At 39.3% G+C, this 23,133-nt stretch carries 19 protein-coding genes and 2 pseudogenes; 8 read left to right on the top strand and 13 right to left on the bottom strand.

The genetic code is table 11. The features are described 5' to 3' along the window. The coding region (locus CK510_RS01520) for a caspase family protein (protein ID WP_143289184.1) at positions 1-3,646 on the bottom strand (3,646 nt) is incomplete at its 3' end. Positions 3,647-3,685: 39 nt separating this feature from the next. On the opposite strand from CK510_RS01520, the gene CK510_RS01515 reads away from it, so the two are divergent. Both CK510_RS01515 and CK510_RS01510 read left to right on the top strand, forming a co-directional pair. After that, positions 3,686-5,827 (top strand): CHAT domain-containing protein, encoded by a 2,142-nt coding sequence (locus CK510_RS01515; protein WP_095720000.1) that lies wholly within the window; start codon positions 3,686-3,688, stop codon positions 5,825-5,827. A gap of 18 nt (positions 5,828-5,845) precedes the next feature. Further along, the gene (locus CK510_RS01510; RefSeq protein WP_095719999.1) at positions 5,846-7,483 is read left to right on the top strand and encodes a hypothetical protein; all 1,638 of its coding nucleotides are present in this window, start codon (positions 5,846-5,848) and stop codon (positions 7,481-7,483) included. A 209-nt stretch (positions 7,484-7,692) separates the two neighbouring features. Here the strand turns inward: CK510_RS01510 and CK510_RS01505 are convergent, their stop codons facing one another. Next, on the bottom strand, positions 7,693-8,145 hold the full coding sequence (locus tag CK510_RS01505) for a hypothetical protein (RefSeq protein WP_245911801.1): 453 nt from the start codon (positions 8,143-8,145) through the stop codon (positions 7,693-7,695). Positions 8,146-8,254: 109 nt separating this feature from the next. On the opposite strand from CK510_RS01505, the gene CK510_RS01500 reads away from it, so the two are divergent. From CK510_RS01500 to CK510_RS01485, 4 genes are all read left to right on the top strand, one after another. Further along, positions 8,255-8,587, top strand: coding sequence for a Pb-reticulocyte-binding protein (locus CK510_RS01500; RefSeq protein WP_342745917.1), 333 nt, complete (start codon positions 8,255-8,257; stop codon positions 8,585-8,587). A 77-nt stretch (positions 8,588-8,664) separates the two neighbouring features. After that, on the top strand, positions 8,665-9,051 hold the full coding sequence (locus tag CK510_RS01495) for a hypothetical protein (protein ID WP_095719997.1): 387 nt from the start codon (positions 8,665-8,667) through the stop codon (positions 9,049-9,051). A gap of 130 nt (positions 9,052-9,181) precedes the next feature. Then, positions 9,182-9,913 (top strand): hypothetical protein, encoded by a 732-nt coding sequence (locus tag CK510_RS01490; RefSeq protein ID WP_095719996.1) that lies wholly within the window; start codon positions 9,182-9,184, stop codon positions 9,911-9,913. Positions 9,914-10,044: 131 nt separating this feature from the next. After that, complete coding sequence (locus tag CK510_RS01485; protein WP_095719995.1) at positions 10,045-10,320, top strand: hypothetical protein; 276 nt, start codon at positions 10,045-10,047, stop codon at positions 10,318-10,320. A 553-nt stretch (positions 10,321-10,873) separates the two neighbouring features. On the opposite strand, the pseudogene CK510_RS01480 reads toward CK510_RS01485, so the two are convergent. After that, positions 10,874-11,212 (bottom strand): annotated as a pseudogene (locus CK510_RS01480) (hypothetical protein); the annotation flags it as partial. Positions 11,213-11,980: 768 nt separating this feature from the next. On the opposite strand from CK510_RS01480, the pseudogene CK510_RS31390 reads away from it, so the two are divergent. Continuing rightward, positions 11,981-12,168, top strand: a pseudogene (locus CK510_RS31390) (hypothetical protein); the annotation flags it as partial. Between the two features lie 190 nt (positions 12,169-12,358). On the opposite strand, the gene CK510_RS01475 reads toward CK510_RS31390, so the two are convergent. The 9 genes from CK510_RS01475 to CK510_RS01445 all read right to left on the bottom strand — a co-directional run bounded on the left by CK510_RS01475 (position 12,359) and on the right by CK510_RS01445 (position 20,800). Next, a complete protein-coding gene (locus CK510_RS01475; RefSeq protein WP_095719994.1) occupies positions 12,359-12,610 on the bottom strand; it encodes a hypothetical protein in 252 nt (83 codons plus the stop codon). A 568-nt stretch (positions 12,611-13,178) separates the two neighbouring features. Further along, positions 13,179-14,291, bottom strand: a complete 1,113-nt coding sequence (locus tag CK510_RS01470; RefSeq protein WP_095719993.1) for an AIPR family protein — start codon at positions 14,289-14,291, stop codon at positions 13,179-13,181. A gap of 270 nt (positions 14,292-14,561) precedes the next feature. Continuing rightward, positions 14,562-14,954, bottom strand: a complete 393-nt coding sequence (locus CK510_RS01465; protein WP_095719992.1) for a hypothetical protein — start codon at positions 14,952-14,954, stop codon at positions 14,562-14,564. 36 nt (positions 14,955-14,990) lie between these two features. Next, positions 14,991-15,353: a papain fold toxin domain-containing protein gene (locus CK510_RS01460; RefSeq protein WP_095719991.1), complete on the bottom strand. Its 363-nt coding sequence runs from the start codon at positions 15,351-15,353 to the stop codon at positions 14,991-14,993. Between the two features lie 94 nt (positions 15,354-15,447). After that, positions 15,448-15,603: a hypothetical protein gene (locus CK510_RS31385; RefSeq protein WP_158224820.1), complete on the bottom strand. Its 156-nt coding sequence runs from the start codon at positions 15,601-15,603 to the stop codon at positions 15,448-15,450. 73 nt (positions 15,604-15,676) lie between these two features. Further along, complete coding sequence (locus tag CK510_RS01455; RefSeq protein WP_095719990.1) at positions 15,677-16,024, bottom strand: type II toxin-antitoxin system PemK/MazF family toxin; 348 nt, start codon at positions 16,022-16,024, stop codon at positions 15,677-15,679. Further along, entirely contained in the window at positions 16,024-16,230 is a 207-nt protein-coding gene (locus tag CK510_RS01450; protein WP_041740434.1) for a hypothetical protein, read from the bottom strand. Before CK510_RS01450 ends, CK510_RS01455 begins: the two co-directional genes overlap by 1 nt. A gap of 79 nt (positions 16,231-16,309) precedes the next feature. Continuing rightward, entirely contained in the window at positions 16,310-16,456 is a 147-nt protein-coding gene (locus CK510_RS31380) for a hypothetical protein (RefSeq protein ID WP_158224819.1), read from the bottom strand. Positions 16,457-16,507: 51 nt separating this feature from the next. Next, positions 16,508-20,800 (bottom strand): WD40 domain-containing protein, encoded by a 4,293-nt coding sequence (locus CK510_RS01445; protein ID WP_095719989.1) that lies wholly within the window; start codon positions 20,798-20,800, stop codon positions 16,508-16,510. Positions 20,801-20,956: 156 nt separating this feature from the next. On the opposite strand from CK510_RS01445, the gene CK510_RS01440 reads away from it, so the two are divergent. Next, positions 20,957-21,325 carry a hypothetical protein gene (locus CK510_RS01440; protein ID WP_095719988.1) on the top strand — a complete coding sequence of 123 codons (369 nt, stop codon included), beginning with the start codon at positions 20,957-20,959 and terminating at the stop codon, positions 21,323-21,325. Here the strand turns inward: CK510_RS01440 and CK510_RS01435 are convergent. Next, on the bottom strand, positions 21,322-23,133 hold a 1,812-nt coding region (locus CK510_RS01435), incomplete at its 5' end, for a CHAT domain-containing protein (RefSeq protein WP_245911800.1). The two genes, CK510_RS01440 and CK510_RS01435, sit on opposite strands and share 4 nt — an antisense overlap.

The following is a 23,133-nucleotide window of genomic DNA, read 5'->3' as shown; positions in this document are numbered from 1 at the left end:
ACTGAATTCTCTTAAGTAGTACTTGCACAATTAAACGTGGCACTCGTTCAAAACAATCAGTAAGAAATTCAGTAATCTGATAGTTAGAAATATCAGAAACTGGTTCCAGTTTAGCTAGAAGTATTTTTAATTCTTCATTTGATAAACTATCAGGTGAGATTCCATATTTACGATTAAAAATTTTACATAATTCAATTGCCAGTTTAGTGTTGCTACCAATCTTAATTTCAAGAGCCATCATATTAACTAATTCTGGCTGGGAATCTCTCATCATGTACAAAGAAGCTATTGCAGACTTTTTAACTTCTATATCATCATGAATAAGTAATTTTTTAATGATATCAAGATCGGCTGACTGAAGATTATTTCTCCAAGCCCAAATTTTTTCGGCAACAGAAGAACAAAGAAGAGTAAAATTAGTATCTACAGCCAACTGAGTAAACTTAATTGCACGATGCTCATCAAATTTTCTCAGTTTATATAGCAAAGATGCAAAATTTTTTGCCAATGGAGATTCTGGTAATTCAATAATCCCTTCGCACATTTGAGCAATATACTCTGCTTGTGTTATTTTTAAAAAAGTATCTAAAAATAACGATCCAGTTCGATTATCAAAGCCACAATTCTGGATTATTATTAATTCTTTATCTAATGCTTGCACTCCTGACTTAGCATCAGGATATCGTTTCAAAAACTCTTGGGCTACATTCGTAGAAAGTTGTTCAACTCGTTTGTCTCGTTCTTGCCAATTAAGTTTTTCAGAATGGAGATCAAATTTACCTTTATTATTTATAAGCCAATCTAACTCGTTTATGTAAGCTAAAACTCCAATAAATCTAAGTTCAAAGGTATTGGGTATTAAATTAATTATTTTTAATGCTTTTTTTCTTACTATTTCTGAATATCCTAGATGAACGTAGTAATTTAGTATACGAATAACTTCTAAGTTAATAAGTGCTGAATTCTTTTGGTCAATAAATATACTAATTAATTCTAAAATTTTCAACTGTTCGGGTAGCCATTTTTCACATTGCTTGCTATCCTTTTTTCCAGATAAACGATCAGTAGGTTCTTTTAATGCTTTTTCTAAACTACTCAATGCCCGTAAGATAATTTTAGGTTCATTTGATCTAAAGCAGTCACAGATTAAACTTAGCACCTGTTCGCGGATTTTTTGTGTTTTCTGACTATCTATTGCAAAATAATTAACTAGAAGCGAGCTTCCTTCCATAAAGGTTGAACTTTCATTTTTCTTTAAAAGAATATCGAGAATATCTAAAGGGGAATGTGTATGAGAATGTGCGTCCGTTTTTTTCAGCCACTGTCTAGCTGCTTCTAGTACTGTTTGATTAAATATAATTTTTTTATTGATATCGTACTTAGCTAACTCAGTGAGAACATCTATCGGATGTCTATACTGAAAATACCTTTCTCGATTATCATCTCGTCCTAACTCCCATAGTATGTTGCAACAAGGAAGTAAGTAATTTAATGTGTAGCCAATGCGCTTAAATATCTCAGGTAATTGATTTAATACTGTATTGTGGTCAAAATTTGAAAATCTTTCATCTTCTGGTGTTGTAGCAGGATGCATTGCTAATTTTCCTAACTCAAGCATCTGTTTTGGTTGGTAATAGGCAACTTCAGTCAGAAGTTTCAGTAAATAGTACCTGTTTGAATTGGATGCTTGGCGAAAATCTTCGTAAATATATAACCAAATATCAGTTAATAAATCATTCTCTTCGCTTTTTGTATGCCGAATACGCCAATCTACTTCTGCAAAATTTTTCATCAATTCTTTTAAAGAAACTGACTTGAATTTGTTAAATACTTTTTCTGCATAGCCTGTTGATTTTTCCTTCAATGTCAAACAGGCTTGGTGTAGAATATGGTCAGCAAGAATATCAGGAGTAATTCGCAAAGTATAACCACGAGTAAGCAAGATTCCTGATTTTTCAAGAATATCAATATTACCTACTAATTTTGAACTTTCGATTTGTAGAAATTCTGCTGCCAATTCTTGAAAATCTTCGTTATTTATTCTGATTGGAGCAACAGCAGCAATTAACTTTAATAATTCGTGACATAATTCAGGCTCAATACTTTGACTAATCTTTCCAATCAAAGTGTCATGAAATCGACTGAGTACATCATATTGAAACTCAGTATCTCGCTCTAACAAAAAAGGATCTATCATTTTCTGTACTAGCAGTTGTCCACCTACAACCGTCGCTAGCGGACAATCTTTAGTAGCCAAAGCTAATTTGTTAACCAAATCACCGTGTTTATTACTTAGCGTCTGACATGCTAAAGTTTTCACCTCATCACGGTTTAATTCTTTGAGTTCATCTAATAGTTGAATTTGACGGAAATGAATACCAGCTTGCCTGAAAATTATTTGCAGGTATTCCATACCATAAGGACGGCATGAAACTATTAGTTTATTTGTGGGATTTTGCCTAAAAAATGCAAGCAAAATTGCTACATCTTCTTCACGGCGGTGTGCATCATCTAACACTAGAACACAATTTTCTTTTGGTAAATTAACCACATTTTCTGCTGTAACAGAGATTCCTTCTTCTACAAACCATAAGGTCAAATTAGAATTATTAAATTGCTCTGCAAAAGCATGAAGTAATTTAGTTTTACCAATACCTCCACGCCCAGGTAAAATCAATATTTTCTGTTCTTCTGATTGCAAAAAATCATTAAAACTTTGTAAATAGTCAGTCCTCCCAACAAGTTGCCAAGCATGATTAAAAGGCTTTTCGGTATTTAACCATTCACGGAAAAAATCTTCCCAGGATACAAAAGGAGATAAGCCAGAGGTATTTAAAAGGCTAGTTTTACTGATTTCTAAATCCTCGTGTTTTTCTCCCTTACCAAGAATTAGATTGATTAAGTGGTCTGGTCTTCTAATTTGCGGAATTTGAGGTATTTTTGTCTGTTCGTAGTATTTTTGTAATTCCCTTTCAACGAAATCTGCCAGTTTCCGGTCAGTTATCCAATCACCCTGTGGAATTTTGTTGGGGTTAAGTCCTTCTATCAATGCTCCTGACAATACACCATGTTTACCATCCAAGCGCTCATAAGCAACTTCGGAACTGTGAGATGCAGCAATTATCAAGCGTCTACGTCCAGATACCCGCCCTGGTAAATCACTCTCTTGAAATTCTAGTAATTCGCCACCATAGCAGCTATCCAGCCAAATAATTTGTTCTTTTACAGGGCTTTGCTCTAAGAGTTCCCATAAATCATTGAGCGATATGCTATTTTCTCCTGTGCCTTTAGTATTACTTGTTGCCAAACATATTTTTCTCTTATTACCCAAAGAATTTAGCTGCTGTAATCCATGTCCTGCAAAAAATAGTAGTGCTGTGTCTCGATTGTTGTCTGCACAAAATAACTTGTTAATTTCTCGTGATAATTCCTCAAGAGAAACCTGTCCCTTCGGATCGACCTGTACTTTGCCATCTATCTCTAGTTTCGGCAATCGTGCCACTGTAAAGGTATTATCAGTTTCTAGCAACTGCGCGATCGCTTCTGCATCAGCAGCAGGTGTTGTCAGGTGTTTTGCAGGGCTTGTCGGTGTATCCTTTAAGAAAGGATATTGATTGATACCAACTACAAGTGCATCTCGTCTCATAGTAAATAAATATACATTTATAATTTTTATCAAAAACTAATGAATTCTTCCATTAACAAAACCCTCATAGCCCTATTGCTGGCTATTAAAGAGCTACAAATTCCCTTAAGCAAAGACGAACAAACAATCCTGCAAGATGTCGGACAACAGCTGGATATTGACCCTGATTATTGGGACTTTATCGAAGAACAGATAACAGCACTTATTGAAGGTAATTATACCTTAAACCGACTTTTTAAGGCGAAAATACGCAAATTAGATGCTTTGGATGGTCGAATACCTAGAGAATTTTTGCCTAATTTAGCTGAGTTAAAAACAGAACTTTTCGGGGAGATGAAAGAAATAGTCACCTTCGATGGTTCAAGCAACGGCGAGAATAGGAATAGGACTACACAAATAATTGATATTACTAGCACTGTCCTCCAGACAGAAAACCAAGACCAAACCACCAAGCAACTCGTTTTTTTAGAACAAATCTCCGAATACGTAGAAAATTATCGCTACTTTAATACTTATTTTACCGAACCCAACAACCAAACAGTAATCCCCCAAACTGAACCCCTCATCCACGGACAAACCTATTTTCTCTGTATAAACATTAGCCCCGAACCCCAAGGAATAGATACAACTCCCTTCCCCGATAAAACCTTAACTCAGGTTTGGAACGACCAAGAAACCCTACTTCTCGATGTCGCGGTTACTTCCAAGGATTTCCATATTAATGTAATCCTCAACAAATTATCCTTACCCCGCACAGGTGCATCTGATAACCTGATATTTACAGTCAAACCTCATAAATTTGAGGGTCGCGCTTACATCCAAGTCGAGTTATTCTACCGTGGCTACTTGCTTCAATCCAAGCAACTGGCAATCCTAATTATTCCTACAGTTGGTGCAGATATCCCCGAATCATTGCGTCCTCCTCAAAGTAGCCGCGTGACATTTACTACCACTGATTTACTAACAAGCGAACAACTCGCACTGCTTCCCGAACGGGTTTTGACTGTAGATGTGGAACTTGACCAACGGGATGGTAGCATTGATTTTCGCTTTCTCGATCGCACCCAGGGAAACGAAGAACTGGCATTTTATGATACTACTTTGCAACCTGCTGCATTGGGGAATGCGATCGCAGCCATTCGTCAAACACTAAAATCTATTTCCGAGAGCGAATATCGTTGGTCTGTTGAGGGAAGTATGGAGTCGCTCAACACCTGGCTTCCCAGTTTAGCAAATGTTGGACGCGAACTTTACCGCGTACTTTTACCCGCAAATCAAGCTGAGGGAAGCGAAAAATTACAAGCTGCATTAAGTCCCAATACCGTCATCCAAGTCAACCCGGTGTTAGGAAAAGTTACAATTCCTTGGGCTTTGCTGTACGAGCGAAAAATTAGACAGAGTAAACAAAATCGGGTATGCGATCGCTTTACACAACACGACTTAGATTGTACAGATTGTCCCCATAAAAGTGACCAGCAAGTTGTTTGTCCCCACGCATTTTGGGGTTATCGTTATTCCATCGAGCAATTGCCATGTTGGACTAGCAATAAACATAATTATCCTGTGGCATTGGTGCGACAAATTCAAAATGAAAGACAATTACAATTGAGTTTCAATGTATATCGAAATTTTAAATTTTGGCAAGAACATTTAATCAAATTGCAAGCTATAGGTTCTGTCAATATATTACCTGCTGAGGAAATATTAGAGCTAGAAAGTATTTGGAGCGAACACGGACAAATTTTGGATTTGGTCTATTTCTACTGTCATGGAGGCATAGAAGAAATACCGAAACGACCCTATTTAGAAATTAGTGACGACCGAATTTATAGTAATTTTCTTGAATGTTACGAATCAGCTTGGTTACATCATCCTCTCGTTTTTCTCAACGGTTGTGGAACGGGTGATTATAGTCCGGAAAGTTATGTCAGCTTGATTGATGATTTTTTGAATGCAGGTGCAAGCGGAGTTGTGGGAACCGAATGTCCTGTATCGGAAACCTTTGCTGAATACTACGCGACGGAGGTATTTCAACGTTTGTTTGCAGGGGAAGCAATGGGAAAATCAATGTTGGCTGTACGGCGAAATTTACTGCAACAGTATTATAATCCTTTAGGTTTAGTTTATTCTCTATATGCTGCCCATGAAATTGCTTTAGCACGCTCAGTAACTCAAAATTAAAATATAGCTATAAATAATATGAAACACTGGATTTTAACTGCGGTTTGTTTATTATTAATTACTCCCATACCTGCTTTTGCAGACACAATTATTACAGTTGATGCTAAAGATAAACCATTACAGATAAAAGGTTGGTTAAATGAAGAAAATACCCTCATCGGTAGTATACGTCTTTCTGCTCCAGCCAAGGTCGAACAATTCCAATTTCTTGCTTCCGATTTGCAGCGTCAAGAAGGTTCGGAAATAATCGGTCGTCAACAGGTATCATTTATTGGTGAAACCAAATTACAAGCAGGTATACCCAAAGATTTCCAGGTTAAAGTTAGTAATCCCCAGTCTCCAGGAACCTATAAAGGACAAATTGAGATACGACTTCCATCTCAAAAACCACAAATTGTTGATTTTAATCTATTGGTAAAAGCCAGACCAAAGTTAACATCTGTACGAGGAAATGAGCAGGTGCAATTACAATTAACCCAATGTAATTGGTGGTTAGATTGTGGGTTAGCAAGTTCAATTTTTAACAAAAGTGCATTTTTACAAACTTGGGATTTAGCTTTTGATAACACAGAAGATGCATCTGTAAAGGTAATTGGTGCTGAAGTATTGTTGAAAGGAGAGCAAACAGGATATCAATTAAGCTCAAATCAAATTAAAGTACCAAATATTCCTCAAACTTTAAAAGCTGACCAAATAGTTAAATTACCTTTAAGTTGGGAAACAAATAAAATACCTCCTGACCGCTATACAGGAGCAGTTTATTTATCCTTAGAAGGTGGGAAAGAACGTTTGATTGTTCCCGTTAATTTGACAATGCGGATTGCTCCCCTAATGCCACTTTTTATATTATTTTTGGGCATTATTTGCGGTCGATTAACTAAATATATGCAAGAAAAGGGTATTCCCCAAGCTGAGACATTAGGTAAGGTAAAAGAATTAGAGAAGCAAGTTATTCAAGCTGACCCATTAGAGCAAAAAACTCTTATTCCCATGTTGTCGAAAGCTGAAAAATTGGTGCAGCAGATGAAGTTAGAAGCAGCGACAACGGAAGTTGAGAAAATATCTGCCCGATTTGAATGTTTGCAGCAGTTACGCAATATAGAACAAAAATTAGAACCTTTCAAAACTAATCCTCAAGTGAAGGGGGACAGTGGGATTATGCAAAAAATCAATAATATTCGGATGCAAATTGATTTATCTCAAGATGAGCAAGCAAAAACTTTATTGGAAGAGTTACAGCAAGATATAGGTAAATTACAACTTCCACCAATGATGGGAGATAAGACACCTGTTAATTTATCAGAAGTTGTGAAAGGGGTAAAAGATGCAGTTTTTGCTGTTGGCGCTGCGGTGCAATCTAATGTAACAGAACCTGTGGATAAATGGGTGCAATGGTTGCAAAAATCTCTAATTTTCTTATCTGGAAGTAAATTTCGCACACAAGCAACCTATTGGTTTGCACGTCCTTTGTTTTCGCTGATGCTGTTAGTTGCTTTGTCGGTAGTGGGAATGCGTTCTTTATATATGCAAAAGGGATCAACTTTTGGTGCTGACCCTTTTTCTGATTATTTAGGGTTGTTAGTTTGGGGGTTAAGTGCGGATGTAGCTAGTCGCAGTTTGAGTAATTTAGCTGGGGAAGAGGAGAAAAAGGAATGATTTTACTTACTTTTTTCTCATTCCAGTTTATATTTTACAGCCAGATAAAAAGCAAACTGTCATTGCGTACTCCGAAGCGGAGAAGCAAGCTACGCCCTTGGCGTTCCCGTAGGGTGGAGGAGCGACGTTAGCGAAGTGTTCAACTTTCATTAACAACAAGTTCATACGATTGCTTCACTCCACTTTGTTGCGTGAGTGCTTCGCACACGCTACGCGAAGACAATGACAGGCTTATGCGTCAACCATAGAAAAATATTATAGGATGATCGCACTGGCAAAACATTCGCTTCCGAAAGTAAAAACCCGGAGCCATCATGTAATAATTCCCAAGGTAAATGCGTCAAACCTAACGCTATTTTCTGGGTTTGCGGATTCAATGCTTGTGCTTCACTAGTTTGAATTAAATCAAGATAAATTTTTCTGTCACTACCTTCCTCCAAACCCTGACGCAACCAACCTTCCTTCCCATCCAACCATTGATACAACTCCCGTCCAATTTTCTTTAACTCTGCGGGGGGATTGAAGTCTTGGGTGTAATATTTTTCTTCACACAGATTAATTAATGTCGCTAAAGCTTCTGTATCCCAGCGACGATTACTGTAACTACAGCGCAGTTCAAAGGTTTGGTTTTGGCTCAGGGCAAAGGTAAAGGTAAGAGGCATGGTCAACTAACGTTAGTTTTATAATTCCCTTCACCGTATTATCACTTAATTCCGTAAAGTTATGCTTTTTTCAGCAGTTTAAAATAATTGACTAAATTTATTAGCTAATTTGCGATCGCGATCGCATTTAAACAAGCATTTTTCTATTTTAGCTGGCTCACGCCATAAAAAGAATGAAGTCTATATGAGCAAATATATGATTCATGCAATTGATTATGAGCAAACTTTTGTTACTAATCTTGAGCAATTTGTTAGTAAAGCTGATAAATATATCAAAGTTTACTATTCAGGTCTAAGCGAAGACAAGCATCTTAAAGAAATAGTACAGGGGATTAAAAACCTAGCGATGGAAATAGATATACAACAACTAGAAATAGATTACCAACATCATTGTGAAATCAAAGACTTGATGGCAGATTACGATGACTTAACTTGGTGGTAAAAATCTAAATATTCTAAACCTCAAATATCATCAAGGCTAACGCCAAATAGTGTAATGAAAAATTAGGAATTCTCGATATGGCACCTCGTAAAACAACCACAACATTCCAACAAATTCAAAGTACAATCTTAGGCGAATATGCTATTAGCGATTATTGCGATCGCGTCTATTCCAAAGTTTACTATGCCATCCGTGAACTCTGTGGACTTATAGCCAAACGTACACTCAAAGAATTATTTGATTGGAATGAATTTAAAGAACGCTTTGCAAATGATTTTGGGAAAGTTGAAGAAAAACGATATTCCTTAGAACAATTACTGGAATTCGCAAGTCGTAAATTTGATAAAAGCCTGGAAGATTTGGTAGTGCAAAATCAAGTATCCTGGCAACGCAGACAAGAATATATTCAGCGAAATAATACCAGTAATCAAATGGAGATGGCAGAAGAAAATAACTGTTACTAATCTCCAAACAATAATTACAACCTCTTAATCCTCCAGCAATTAGCTATTCTGGAGGATATTTTATTAGCCTTGATATCCCATCATCAAGCAAGGAAAAAGGAAAACCAATAATTTATCAGCCACCATCAATATGTTGGAAAATAGTTACATTGTTTGGGAAGGAGCATCTTTAATTGATGGTTCACCTATAGTTCTCATATTAACTGGTTTTGCTTATCCCTCATCCAACCGCAGAACAGGAAGACAAATTCAAAGCTGGATTATACAACAAAATTTTGCCCCTACATACGCAGCAAAATATGGTTTCGATCGCGGAGTTTGTGGCTCTTGTAGATTGAAATTGAGTGAAACAGGCAGTTGTTATGTAAACTTACTGACAGCTAATAACGTCTATCGCTCCTATATCGCAGGAAACTATCCCAAATTCAGTGACAAAGAACTAACGGTTTTACAGCATTATCGCTATCCCGTGAGAATTGGTTCTTATGGTGATGCAACAGCAATACCATTTAATGTTTGGGAACCGATTATCTCTGCGTCGGGTAAGCATACCGGGTATACCCATCAACATAAAAATTGCGATCGCACTTGGAAAAAGTATCTCATGGCTTCTGTAGAAACTGAGACACAGGCAAGACAAGCTCAAAGTCAAGGTTGGAGAACTTTTAGAATTATCGCTCCCGATGCAACATTGAGCGACAATGAAATTCTTTGCCGTAATACTGAGGACGATCGCATCCAGTGCGAAACATGTCTGTTATGCGATGGTGCTTCATCGAAACCGAATATTTGCGATTGCATCCACGGTTTTAAATGGAAAGTATCAAATTTTCTCAAATACCTTGAATCAACATCTAATTAATCGAGGAAAGGCAGAAATAGCAGTATCAATACTCTTTCTGTCTTCCTAAAATAGCAGCCTTATGGCAGTGAAAAGTTTGTGGAGAATGTCTCCAAGACAAGAAAAGCCAAAACACGATTGGGGTGAGAATTATGGCAGAAGTATTGAATCAGCCACAATTTCAAGTATTAACACATCGAAATACAGGAGAGAAAACGGGGAGAATTTACTTTCCAGCTTTATTCTTAGCTGAGTTTTATCGAGTCGTCATTAACTGGTTAAAATACTCAAATATTAACTTTGATAGTCGTGATATCAAGGAATACGGAGATGGCTCGTTTAGACTATATTTCAAAACATATAAGGAACCAGAATTAGCTTACTTCCGGCTGATTCAAATGGCAGAAAGAGGGTTAGATATTAGGTGAAATCCCTTAGTGGTGCAGAAAACTTTTCTGAGTCTCATGATGGACAATCTGAATGGTCAAAATAGTACCTGAAACCTAGTCTATTGACTTTGTGCTTTTTTAGAGGTTCAATTTTCACTCAACATCTTTGCTCTAACTCATTCCTTGCCGGAGACAAGCAATGCATATCTGGAGGAACCCCACCTCCAGTAAGGATACAGCACTTCCGGCTATTACACAATACAGTTATCCCCCTCAATTTCCTTCTAATCATAGCTTTCAGCTTTGAGTCTGTACCCCATAGCTGCCGGAAGTGCTGTAAGAGGTGGGGTTCCTCAACGTCAGGGTTCCCAGGCAGAGCCTAGTAACAAGTAGATGACATAATAACTGTATGAACAAAAAGCGTGAAAATTAGATCAAAGTTAACAGCCTAGTTTGAATCCCATAGATGAAAAAACCTTCTGCCTCCTTCAATGTTATGGAATTAGTAATGGGTATTTTCTGCCATTAGACATCTCCAATAATCCAGATTTGACGACGATGCAACAAGGATTTCAGGTTCATTTCTGGAGATGTCTATTACTTCTGTTTGACTTTCTATACTGTTACGTTCCAAATATTCTTGTCTACGCTGCCAGGAAATTTGATGTTGGATTAACAAGTCTTCCAGGGTTTTACCAAATTTACGGTTAGCATATTCCAACAATTGTTCTAGGGAAAATCGCTTTTCTTCCACCTTGCCGAAATCATTAGTAAATCGTTCTTTGAATTCGTCCCAGCTAAAGGTTTCTTTCAAGGTTCGCTTTGCCACTAATCCACACAGAGACCGGATTGAATAGTAAGCTTTGGTATATACTCGCTCGGAGTAATCACTAAGGGACTTCCAACAAAATAATTCCCCAATATTATGTATTGGTGGAACAGGCTAGAAGCCTGTTCCACAGCATGATTATTATTAAACTTGAGGATTTTTTAAATTGGAAGTCCCTAACGCCATAATCGCCTAATACAGAATCTGCGATACTCCCTTTGGGAGTGGCTTTCGCTAACGCCTGAAAATTAGTCACTGATGATTTACGTGCAGCCATGATTTAGTTAAGGAGTTAGTGCGATATCTGCGATGAGCTTCGCTAACGGGCAAAAAGACAGCTGCACAGGTGAAGAAAGAGTTTGGAAGTGCGAGAGCGGAGGAGGGAGAGAATTTAGTTGGTTCCCACCTTCGCGAGACGGTAAACGATATGCCCACTTCTCTATCCCTCTCGCTCTCAAACTCTCATTTCTGACTCATCCCAGGAGGGGAAGAGGGGGAGACAAGGAGCTTTCAAGGGTAGGTTTTTTTGAATCTCGAAAATAGCTGAGAAAATTCTCAATCGCTGAACGAGGTTTCGTTGTTTCAGGATTTGGGCGTAGGCTGAAATGGACAAAAAACGACCAAATCCAAAATACCTACCTTTGTAAGGAGACAAGGAGAGGGGGGAAGTCAAATCATATTCCCCCGCTCCCCCAATCCTCCACTCCCCAACTATCTGCTCCTGAATTAGTCCCTGGAATGCGAATTGTAGTTAGGGCTTGCTGATTAAAGCTAAAACCCTTATAGAAATAGTGCTTGAGGTTGATAGGTCGGTAAAAAGTGCAAGAAAATCAGGTAAAATGGCTCAAAACCCTAACATCAGCATAAAAAATGTATAGAAAAATTGAGACCCCAGCCACCCCAATAGAAAAGTTTGATAGCGAAGCGTGGCGTTAGCCATACTGCCATTTGAGGGGAAATTGGCAGAGGATAATAGATGGGTCATGATGGCTAATTTAATTCCTTGGTCAGAATTTGAAGATGAATATGCTCAACAATTTACGATTGAAATGGGGGCAGCGAAAACTTGACGGGGGCTGTGCCTCCGTCAAAGTTTTCAAGAACCGGCAAAGTCCTTTCGGACAGCTAAAGGATGGTTTTATGGAAAGCCTTACCATTATTCGGTGGAAATTTTATTGCGATGCTTTCATTTAATATTTAAGTTGCAGCAGTTCTTAAACTAAATAATAAAAGTATGATTTCTCTTTATTAATCGGAGAAGTTATCTACACGAATGTCCCTCCAAATGTCTGAAATCTGCCACCCTGATTTGCCGACAGATTGAACTATGGGATTATCCCGCACTGGAATATAGTTTGCTTCTCTATTTTCAAGAATGACTTGTTTATCGAGAGCTATTTCTTCTGGAATATCTTTAGTCTCTGGCTGAATATTTTCGTCTTCTTCTATCTTCTTGATTTTAAGTAGAAGTAGTTGTTCTGATTTTTTGATTAGTGTCATATCTCGATTTTGAGCTAGGAGTATGATTTAAATTGCATGTCAACGCAAACACAGATTTATTATTCTACATTCTCATAATCAAATATTATCAAAATTAAGAAATGTAAATATTCCCAAATTCCAGGATGAGACAAAAGTATCGCTTATTTTTTCGGAGAGCTTGAAATATTTGATTTGTTTCATTTCTGCTTTTTCGTATTTGGGGAAAGTACTAAATTCTCTTGATTTTGCAGTTTATGTTTGTTCATCAAGTATCGATTGGAATATGTTAAAGCAGAAATGTACATCGTTTCCCAAATATCAATATTCCGAGAAAGTCTAGCACCAATACTATTACAAATGAAGGAAGAAGTAAGGAGGAAGAAGGAAGAAGGAATAACTAATAAAAACTTTAGTTCTGAGTTTAAAGCTCAGTCAAGAAAAGATGTTCTTACAAACTAATGGGGGAGCAAAGCTACACCCATTGTTTGCGCTTTTTTGAGGTTGTATAGCACGAAAAAAAACAGTGTCCTTCTTACAAAGTTTTGTGGACGGAAACCGTCCCCACAAACTTTGCGCTTGTTCAATCTCACCCAATTAACGGGTGGGTACTTCTTCCTTCTTTCTTCCTCCTTCTTTCTTCGTGAACTGCTGTTTTCTCAGATATCAAATATTTACGGTAGTAATTATCCCACAAATGACGAATCAATTCCCCTGCAAATTCTTCAAAAGGAAGAATCCATTCATAATCTCCATCCAAAAAGGCTCGAAATGAGGCAACAACAGGCATCACTAAATCGGCAGGCGCTCCAAAGCCAAAGGAATAACGACTATCTGGCAGCAGGGTATTCTTCCGTAAGTCTATCGATGCTAAATCATTGCCTCCTTTACGCTTGGGGTTGGTAATATATTCCTGAATCACCTCGTAAAATTTCTGCTCAATCCATAATGCTTGTGGTAGTAGGGATAGTAATTTTATTAATCTCTCCTTCTCCGCACCAGTAATTTTTGTGGTGCTACTCAAACTTGTGGGATGCTTAGACCTGAGATTTTCGGGATTATATCTATTTCTATCCAGGCAATTAACTAGTTTGAATAAGTGATTGACGTTGCAATGGGCATTAACGGGAGTGCCACTTTGATTCTGGTAGTAGGCAATCCGAAATTTAATACCCAACTTGATTTCCAACCCAGCTAAATGTTGTTTAATAAAATCGTAGTCACCCCTGGCATTTTTCTTGGAACGGGAATCAACTGGTGCAGATGTATTGGAAGCAAGAGCAATGTCCTTGGCTTGCTTTTCCTCCAATCCAATGTGGATGGTAACTTTAACGCGAGCTTTAGCTAAGTTGTAATCGTAATTTTTGGCAGTTTTGAAAGCGAGTATGGTATGTCCACCATTAATAATGCCATTGCTGCCACCTTCGGAAGCTTCGAGAATTTCCAGTTCGAGTTTATCTTTGCTAACTTTGACTTGATTGGCAGAGAGGACAATCCCGGAATGTCGAGCAAAGAATTCTTCGGGTTCGGTGGTTAGGGAGTCAAATATTTGTCGATAGGTTCCACTTTTGCGATTGGGTTCGCGGATATTCGGTTCCAAGGGCAAATCAACGGGAAAATCAGCAATGTGAGCGGTAGCAACAATACAATTACTACTTGCTTTCAGGTGGTTATCAATTTTAATAGTGCAAATCTTGGGCATAATTCAATCAATCAGAACAGCAGCGAATACTTTAATTTTGGGTCAAATGTCGAAGGCAAGGGTGAATATGCGAACAATTCTTAACTGGAATTTAAACTAAAGTCCTGTGATATGGGTAACGATGGTGCTAAAGCTGTTACTTTACAAGATACATCTCTAAAGTTTAATACAACAGTTACATTTGCTCGGATTGGTTGATTGTGAATAAAATTTATCCATAGCTTCTGACTATGCGATCGCACGCACTAACCTACTGTGAAGTATTTTAATTTACGAGTGTAAATTCATCTCTTTTGTCTTACTAATTTGCAAATTTTCCTCACAATTAGTAATAACTTTGTCTGTTAAGTCTAAATTTTTATCTCGGTTTTTAAACTCATCCAGCAACCTATAGAAAGCATCTAAACCTTCTTTCTCACTTCCACAATGAAGCATAATTATCTTTGCCCATGAATTAGAGGTTGATACGTGATATTTCTCTTGCACCCAAGGTTGAAAATTTTCATGAAAATCATCTTCCCATTCTGTAGGTTCAATATCTAATTCTCCTCTCGCAAATTCATATCCAACAAGAAAATGAAATAAATCGCTGACCGAAGCTCTACCAATATACATCCCCGGTCTGGGTTTAATTTTTTGTAAAACTTCATATAATCCACTCATGTTTATTAATGCCTTACTATTACTGACAATTCTATTTTATAACTCCGATAGTTCTTCGATAATAAATTCTTCGCTTGGACAGTGAAAATCTTTAATCCAAGATTCTTTCGTCAATCCTTCCATTGAGAGGTTATCAAATACTAATCCGCGAACTTCTACACCGTAATGTTTACCGTTGAGTGTAATAGACTCATTTATACCACGACATTCCAAACGAGTACTGAGAATATAATACTCTTTGCGCTTTTTGGTTCTAATTAAAATCACTTTCCCCTGAATACCATTTTCTTGCAACCATTGCATGACTGCTTTTGCACATTCGTCACATTTATATAGTCCAAAATTAGCTGTTATCTTTCCTATTTCTCGATATATCTCCTCATTCGATAAGCGACTCACTCATACACCCCAGCATAAAGTTAATACATTAATAATTAATACATAATTTGTTAATATTAAAGTCGCTGTTTAACCAAATGAAATAGTAACCAGATTATAAGCTTATATCTTCCACTGCGCCTAATGCTTTGAGGGTGGCAATTTCAGCATCTGTTAAGCCTTTGACACCTGTAATATTCATGTTTTCATAAGGGCGATTCTCGTTCCGAGACGCTACGCGATCGCGCGGAGCGTCGAGAGGCGATCGCATCTCAATATTTTCAGATATTCGCCAGTTTCTATGTACTAAATTGCAGCATCATACCAATCACCCAATAACCATATTACGATAATTGAAAGGCTTGAATCATGATTTCATTCAGTTTTTGTATGTGCTTAGTTGTTAGCTGACCTAAGCGTCTTACTACTAAAAGACGATTTAAGGTAGCAAGTCTCGTGACTCTCACTTTAGAAGAAATACGTAACCCCGTTGTGGCAAAATCAGCATCGGAGTCTATTATTGCGAATTCTTCTGATGTTAAATTGTTAACATTCTGAGATGAGATAAAGCAAAGAGTAATTTCATCTTTTGCCAAATCTACCCACAGGATCACCGCAGGACGCAATTTTGTTTGACTTAAATCTGTGAAGGGAAATTGAGTTAAAACAATATCACCTTTGCTCAAGGTCATCAAACTGGTTCTCCATCTTCGGTGGTATAAATATCAGGTTCATCATACAAGAAATCTAAAGCTCCACCTTTTTCTGCGAGGTGCATCAGTTCCAGGGTTGAAGGGTGACTGACATCGCTAAACAATTGTTTTTCGAGTAAGGCTTGCTCTGTTGCAGAAAGTGAACGGATAATTTGTACTAAAGTATCAACTAATTGAGTATTCACGGCTTTAAGTATTTTTGGGTTGTTCACACTATTTTTGATTTTATCCTCTTGTATTTTAAGATTGCCTGATATTTTAATTTTACATTTCCCCATCTTCCACAGCACCTAATGCTTTGAGGGTGGAGATTTCGGCATCTGTTAAGCCTTTGACACCTGTGATGTTCATATTTTCATAGGGGCGATTCTCGTTCCGAGACGGTACGCGATCGCACCTAATATATCGCATAATTCTACCCCACACGATCGCGCCTAATATTAATCATAATTCCTGTTTACTTTACATTTCCCCATCTTCCACAGCACCTAATGCTTTGAGGGTGGCAATTTCGGCATCGGTTAAGCCTTTGACACCTGTGATATTCATATTTTCATAAGGGCGATCGCTCCTCAATGTTTTTAAACACTCACCTGTTTCCATGTCCCAAATTTTGATTGTTTCATCATGGCTACTACTAGCAAGCATGGTCCCATCTGGACTGAAGGCAATGGAACGTACCCAATTGGTATGTCCGTATAAAATGTTACAGCATTCACCAGTTTTAATATCCCACAAGCGCAGAGTTTGGTCATCACCACCACTAGCAAGCATCGTCCCATCTGGACTGAAGGCAATGGAACGTACCCAATTGGTATGCCCGTATAAAATATTGCAGCATTCCCCGGTTTTGATGTCCCACAAGCGCAGAGTTTGGTCATCACTACCACTAGCAAGCATTGCCCCGTCTGGACTAAAAGCAACTGAATTTACCCAATTGCTGTGCCCCTTTAAGATGTAAAGACATTCACCATTGTTGATATCCCATAGGCGCACAGTTTGATCAGTATTACCACTGGCAAGCATTGCCCCATCTGGACTAAAGGCGACTGAATATACACGACTTTTGTGTCCTTTTAGGGTGTAGAGACATTCGCCACTATTGATATTCCATAGTCGTACAGTTTGATCGCCACTACCACTAGCAAGCGTTACCCCGTCAGGACTAAAGGCGACGGACATTACCCAATTAGTGTGTCCTTGTAAAGTGCTACAGCATTCACCAGTTTTTACATCCCATAAGCGCACAGTTTCGTCGCCGCTACCACTGACAAGCATTGCTCCATCAGAACTAAAGCCAACTGAATATATGCAACTAATATACCCCTGTAAAGTGCTACGGCATTCACCAGTTTTGATATCCCATAATCGCGCAGTTTGGTCACCGCTACCACTGGCAAGTATTGCCCCATCAGAACTAAAGGCTACGGAACTTATCCAGCTTGTATGACCTTGTAAAATGCTACGGCATTCACCAGTTTTAATATCCCATAATCGCGTAGTTTCGTCATCACTACCGCTAGCAAGCATTACTCCGTCAGGACTAAAGGCTACAGAGCGTACCCAGTTTGTATGCCCTTGTAAAGTGCTACAGCATTCACCAGTTTTTACATCCCATAAACGCACCGTTTTGTCATCACTACTGCTAGCAAGTGTTACCATGTCCGAACTAAAAGCTACAGAGCGTACCCAGTTTGTATGCCCTTGTAAGGTGTGAAGGCATTCACCAGTTTTGATATCCCATAAACGCACCGTTTTGTCTCCACTACCAGTAGCAAGTATCACTCCATCTAGGCTACAGGCAACAGAATTTACCCAACTGGTATGCCCTTGTAAGGTGCGAAGGCATTCGCCACTTTTGATATCCCACAACCGTACAGTTTTGTCTCGACTACCAGTAGCAAGCATCACTCCATCTGAGCTAAAGGCAACAGAATTTACCCAACTGGTATGCCCTTGTAAGGTGTGAAGGCATTCGCCACTTTTGATATCCCACAACCGCACAGTTTTGTCTCGACTACCAGTAGCAAGCATCACTCCATCTGAGCTAAAAGCAACAGAATTTACCCAACTGATATGCCCTTTACAAGTCAAAATTTCTCTTCCAGCAGAAGCTTCGCACAAGCGAACCACACCATCACTATTGCCCATAGCAAACAATTTAGTATCTGGGCTAAATGCCACTGCCAAAACACTACCCAAAACTTTAGTAAAAACGCAATTAGTTAGATTCGTCTCTGTGAAATTTACACAGCGCAGGCTGGCATTACTAAGATCGGCACAAATAATCACAGCATTAGAGAAGTCGTAATCTTCCAATGCAGCTTTATCAACCTTCACAACCAAAGTCGCTGCATTCCCCCCAACATAACCAACCTCATCCTCACTTCTCCCTCTCGTCCCCTCAATAACCTTAATAATTGCCTCTTTCTTCTCAACATCAACCATCGGTACAAGCAAATCCATCACCGCTTTTGTTAACTGCGATCGCCCAAAAGTTTCCCTCAATTTCTCCAACGACTCGCTCACAAATCCCCGCAACGGCAAACTTTGCCCATTCCGGCGAAAATAAGACGACCAAGTATAATCCTCTCCAACACCAGCAAAGACTTCTCCCCGTGCTAACTCCGTAAAATCCTCAGCCAGCACACCTAATTCCGCCGCAAATTTATACGCAACGAAAAACTCCAACAATGACCGATGTGCTGGAGTGTAATCCCCGTCAGCATTACGAATCAGCATCGTTTGCCCCATCATGTCGTACTGCCAGTGGTCGAGGTCTTTTTCCTCAATGCCAAATAACTGCCGAATGCGATCGGGGAAAAACTTGTAATTCAAGCTCATTTGGTTGGTGGAAAGCATTTCCCAAGACAATTCGCACAGGAAATACAATTTATCTGCCAAAGATGTAAAAGTGCGATCGCTCTTTATATCCCGCTCCATTTTATGCCGCACTGCATACAAATATACCCGCGACATATCCACGGGTTTCCCTGCTTCAATATCTGGCAACGCTTCCAAAATCAACTCCGTCATCACTGGACGACGGGCTAAATCTAATAATTGCGGGTTCCCCATCACCATTTCCACCGTTGCTGGTGTCGCTTGGAACAATAAAACCTGCTGGATTTGCTCGTCGTTGAATTTCTCCAGTTCCAACACTTCAAATTGCGGTGTCTCCCCCGTTAAATTCTTGGTGGATGCTTGCAACTCTGCGTTGAGTAAAGCCCGTCCTTCCTGCGCTTCCGGGAAATGCTCGGTACGACAAGTCAAAATTACCTTTGCACCAGGAACCACAACTTTCGCCAATTCCCAGAAGTTATTAATCATCTCCTGCTTATCAACTTTTGCCGCCATTTCATCGAAACCATCGAAAATTAGTAGCAATTTACCCATGCGGTTGAATTGTTCAAATGCGGAATACCCAGGTAAGGGAATTTCATGTTTGCGAAAGAAAAACTCAGAGAATAGGGATTCCACGCTCACCGCTTTCGCATAATCCCGCAGAGGAATCACCAACGGTAAACGCGGCAATTCCGTACCCCGTTTTTGGGCATCGCGGTATCTCTGCAATGTCACCCAAGCGTAATGCAGAGCAAACCAAGTTTTCCCCGTACCGAACTCACCGAGTATCGAAATATGCTCCTTTGCTGGGTCATCGAGCCAGCGATCGATATAGCCATCAATCCAACCATCTTGCTCATCGTAATGACTGACGGCAATTTGACGTTTGCTAACGGGGTCAATTTCTTCTTTATTGCAAGCAAGGGGAATATAGTTAGTATCAATTTTGCGGCGTTTGACTTCCGCCTCCAACCAGTCAAGATAACCACTAAAATCCGCATCAGCCGCCAAAAGTTCATCAAAAGTGTAACAACCCAGATGGCGATTTTCCTCTTTTTCCACCTCATCCCTTGCTGCTCTGGAAACCCGACGGGCTGTTACCAACCAACCTTCATCGGTGCGTTGCGTCTCCACCGACTGACGTAAAGCCATGATATCAGCTAATCCCGCTTCCCCAGCAATCCCCCGCACGAGAATGCGATCGTACCGATTTCGCCGTACTGGGATATTTATAATCCACTCGAAGTAATTATCGCTCCATATTTCATACTTTTCAAACCGATAGCCCAAGGTTTCAAACCAACCGCGCATTTGTTGGGCAAGGGCAATAGCCTTACAGTTATTTTCTGTCCCAGAAACCCCTGGTAACGCGGGATAATTTTCCGCTGCTAACCGCGCTATTTCGGTGCGGATTCCTTCTAAACTCGGCAACCTGCTCAGTTGCTCCTGAATGCTGGCAATACGTTTGTGTAATGAACCAAGTTGATGACTCATCAACACATCCCCAGGAGTGCGACTGCGTTTGGCAACTTCAATAAAAACAGTAGCAAACTCAGCGACTTCTCGCCTCACATCCATCCCTAAATTGCGAATTTCATCCCCCAAACTATAGCTATCGAGAAATGTATCGACTTCCGACAGCAATATTGAAGGGTTATTGTGGTCAAATGCTTTACGAAAAGCCTGTTTCACCTCATCGTGACGGAAAATTTCCAGTAATTCTCTAGGTCTACCAACGCCATATTCCACCAACGCATAGGCATAAACCCCGCTAAAATCCGCCGGAGGATGTTCGGGGTCAAGCTTAAACTGCTGTAGCAACTTGATTACAGTCTCATTGCGTTGGATTTTGTCCTTGAGGATAGGACTAGCAAAACCAGCGATCGCGCTAATTATTTCGTTTAGAGGCATTGGTAGCAGAGGGTTTTAGTATAAAAGTCTGTATAAAGCCTGTAATTAAACTTATGGTAGCGTGTCGTGGGTGAAAATGCGTGGGAGGTTCTCTACGTGAAGATGTATGATCATCGAAGATTGTGTCTAGTTAGTCACCTCCCACTAATACTTATAATGATTACAGTTACACCAGAGGAAATTACTCAGTTTCGCAGCCAGTTCGCGGATAACCCAGAAGCCTCAGCTGCTTTGGATGCGATCGCAGAGTGTGAAGGTTACGTTGAAGATGCTGTACCACTGATATTTATGCGGGAAACTGCACGGGAAGCAGACAGAAGTTTAAACGATTGGCTAGAAAAATGTCGCCAGTTCATCTGTCAAGAAGATGTTAGAGATGCTTTGGAATCTGGTCTAATTGCTCCAGTTGTCGAACCATTGGCAATGAGTGCTGGTATTCCTGTCGGTACGGCAACTGCGCTGAGTGTTTTAGTATTTAAGCTGGGTGCAAAGAAATTTTGTAAGACACCTGAATCTGGTGTTTAAAGTCCAGAAGCTGTAAATCCAGCCCAGTAGTATGGATTTGCAAAAGGTAGGGGTTGACGTTGTTTAATTAGTTTCAAAGATTCTTGAAATATGATGCGTTGTCCTATTCTTAGTTGAGCAAGGACTTTTTCAATTTGGGGTTTATGTTCCTCTAAAAATTTCTCTAATCCTTCAATAGTCAGATTTCGCAGCCAGTTTTGAGCTTCCTTCAGGGCTATGGCAACATCTCCTGCTTCTAAGTTATCGAATTTGAATAAGTTTTCGTAGAATTTAATCATCAAAAAGCTAGTGGAAAGGTCATCTACTTTCCATAGGGAACTAACGACACTGGGACTACCTGCTAATAGAAAACCGCTAGGTAAACCAATATATTCATCGCTGGTATTTTCAAAATCAATCAATCCAGTTTCGCACGCGGAAAGGGTGACGAGGCGACATTTTTCTAATTTGAGAGCGAAGATTTTATCTAGGGTGAGGCATTTTTCTAAATCGTGGGTTTCACCCAATCGCACATCCAAGTAGCGTTCGGAGTCGGGCTTTGTTGGTGTATCTGCGACGGGTGCATTTGCCAAAATTAGGGCTGATTTACTGGCATTTGTTAAGTTAAAATAGCCGTGACAGCTAAAGTGGGCGCAGTGGTAAGTATTTAAGTCAGAATCGTTAATTGCTGTGAGAGTTGCTGCCGATTTTTTCAGGACGTTGGCAGGATTAAAGTAGCTTTGAATAACTTGTACTTCTAAATCTGTATAGTTTAAATCGCCTGTGGGGTTTTGAATCGCAAACAGGGATTGAAAATCTGGGCGATCGCGCTGTTGTACCTGTTGCAGTAGTTGACAACTGGGTGCATAGCTGACACCACCAGCAAATAAATCCAGCAGACAAGACGAATTTTCAGAATTTTGATTTACTGGCAGTGCATGAAGGGGGAATAAATGCAAGAACTGATGGGGAATTAGGATGAGTTGATCGCAGTGCTTTGGTATCTGGGTTAATATTTCATCAATGTGCAGAATCGAGGCTAATTTTTGAAGTTCTTCCCCTAAGTTATTCAGCCATTGGTCTTTTTGTTCGTAGTAGTTCTGCAAATATTGATTTACCCAATTTATCAAAGCTTCTCGCCCTTCTGGTTGGGATTGCCAAACTTTTACCTCTCTTGTTTTTGTGACAATAAAAGCCAGAATTTTGTCGTTGAGAATATACCACTCAATAATGGCTGTATGCTCATTTAAAGTAGGCTGGAATGAGTCGAATTTGAAACCATAACCAACAGGTAAATAGCGGTTTTGCAATTCATTACATTGTTGTCGCAACTGTTGGAGACGTTTTCCTAGAACTTGGGGATTTTCAGCTTTGCCATTTTGGATTTTATCTTGTCCTATGGCTATTTCATCCCTGTATTTTTCTAATTGAGTGAATACTGCTTCTGGGAAGATAGTTTTAGAGTCGCGTTCGAGGATTTGTTCAACTAAATTGCGGGTTTTACTACGTTCAACATATTCAATTGCTTCGGTGATATTAGCTAATTCCAGGCAAACTTCCACCATACTGTTATAAACTCGGTTAAAGTGTTCCGCTTGCTTGCGTTTGCTTTCCTCCCCAGAAACAATTTCTGAGCGTAAAGATTCTACTGTATTAATGGCAGATTTAAACTGATCGTAAGCCGAGGTAAACTGGTTACTGTTTTGATAAGCAATTCCCAGTCCCCACAAATATTGTGCATGTTTTTGAGGCAAAGCTTCCCTGGTTCTGACAGTTAAAGCAGCAGTATAAGCAGCGATGGCATTTTCGATATTCTCTGCCTTGTCCCC

This window comes from Brunnivagina elsteri CCALA 953, assembly GCF_002289455.1.
In the GTDB taxonomy this organism is placed as follows: Bacteria; Cyanobacteriota; Cyanobacteriia; order Cyanobacteriales; family Nostocaceae; genus Brunnivagina; species Brunnivagina elsteri.
Note: the sequence above shows the minus strand (reverse complement) of the source record. Positions and strands in the feature narration are given on the sequence as shown.

Bases quoted from the DNA above. Each gene is read 5' to 3' on its own strand.
- CK510_RS01440 (WP_095719988.1), top strand. From the start codon at position 20,957: ATGATTACAGTTACACCAGAGGAAATTACTCAGTTTCGCAGCCAGTTC.
- CK510_RS01490 (WP_095719996.1), top strand. From the start codon at position 9,182: ATGTTGGAAAATAGTTACATTGTTTGGGAAGGAGCATCTTTAATTGAT.
- CK510_RS01505 (WP_245911801.1), bottom strand. From the start codon at position 8,145: ATGCCTCTTACCTTTACCTTTGCCCTGAGCCAAAACCAAACCTTTGAA.
- CK510_RS01515 (WP_095720000.1), top strand. From the start codon at position 3,686: ATGAATTCTTCCATTAACAAAACCCTCATAGCCCTATTGCTGGCTATT.
- CK510_RS31385 (WP_158224820.1), bottom strand. From the start codon at position 15,603: ATGCGATCGCCTCTCGACGCTCCGCGCGATCGCGTAGCGTCTCGGAAC.
- CK510_RS31380 (WP_158224819.1), bottom strand. From the start codon at position 16,456: ATGCGATATATTAGGTGCGATCGCGTACCGTCTCGGAACGAGAATCGC.
- CK510_RS01455 (WP_095719990.1), bottom strand. From the start codon at position 16,024: ATGACCTTGAGCAAAGGTGATATTGTTTTAACTCAATTTCCCTTCACA.
- CK510_RS01470 (WP_095719993.1), bottom strand. From the start codon at position 14,291: ATGCCCAAGATTTGCACTATTAAAATTGATAACCACCTGAAAGCAAGT.
- CK510_RS01485 (WP_095719995.1), top strand. From the start codon at position 10,045: ATGGCAGAAGTATTGAATCAGCCACAATTTCAAGTATTAACACATCGA.
- CK510_RS01465 (WP_095719992.1), bottom strand. From the start codon at position 14,954: ATGAGTGGATTATATGAAGTTTTACAAAAAATTAAACCCAGACCGGGG.
- CK510_RS01445 (WP_095719989.1), bottom strand. From the start codon at position 20,800: ATGCCTCTAAACGAAATAATTAGCGCGATCGCTGGTTTTGCTAGTCCT.
- CK510_RS01495 (WP_095719997.1), top strand. From the start codon at position 8,665: ATGGCACCTCGTAAAACAACCACAACATTCCAACAAATTCAAAGTACA.
- CK510_RS01475 (WP_095719994.1), bottom strand. From the start codon at position 12,610: ATGACACTAATCAAAAAATCAGAACAACTACTTCTACTTAAAATCAAG.
- CK510_RS01510 (WP_095719999.1), top strand. From the start codon at position 5,846: ATGAAACACTGGATTTTAACTGCGGTTTGTTTATTATTAATTACTCCC.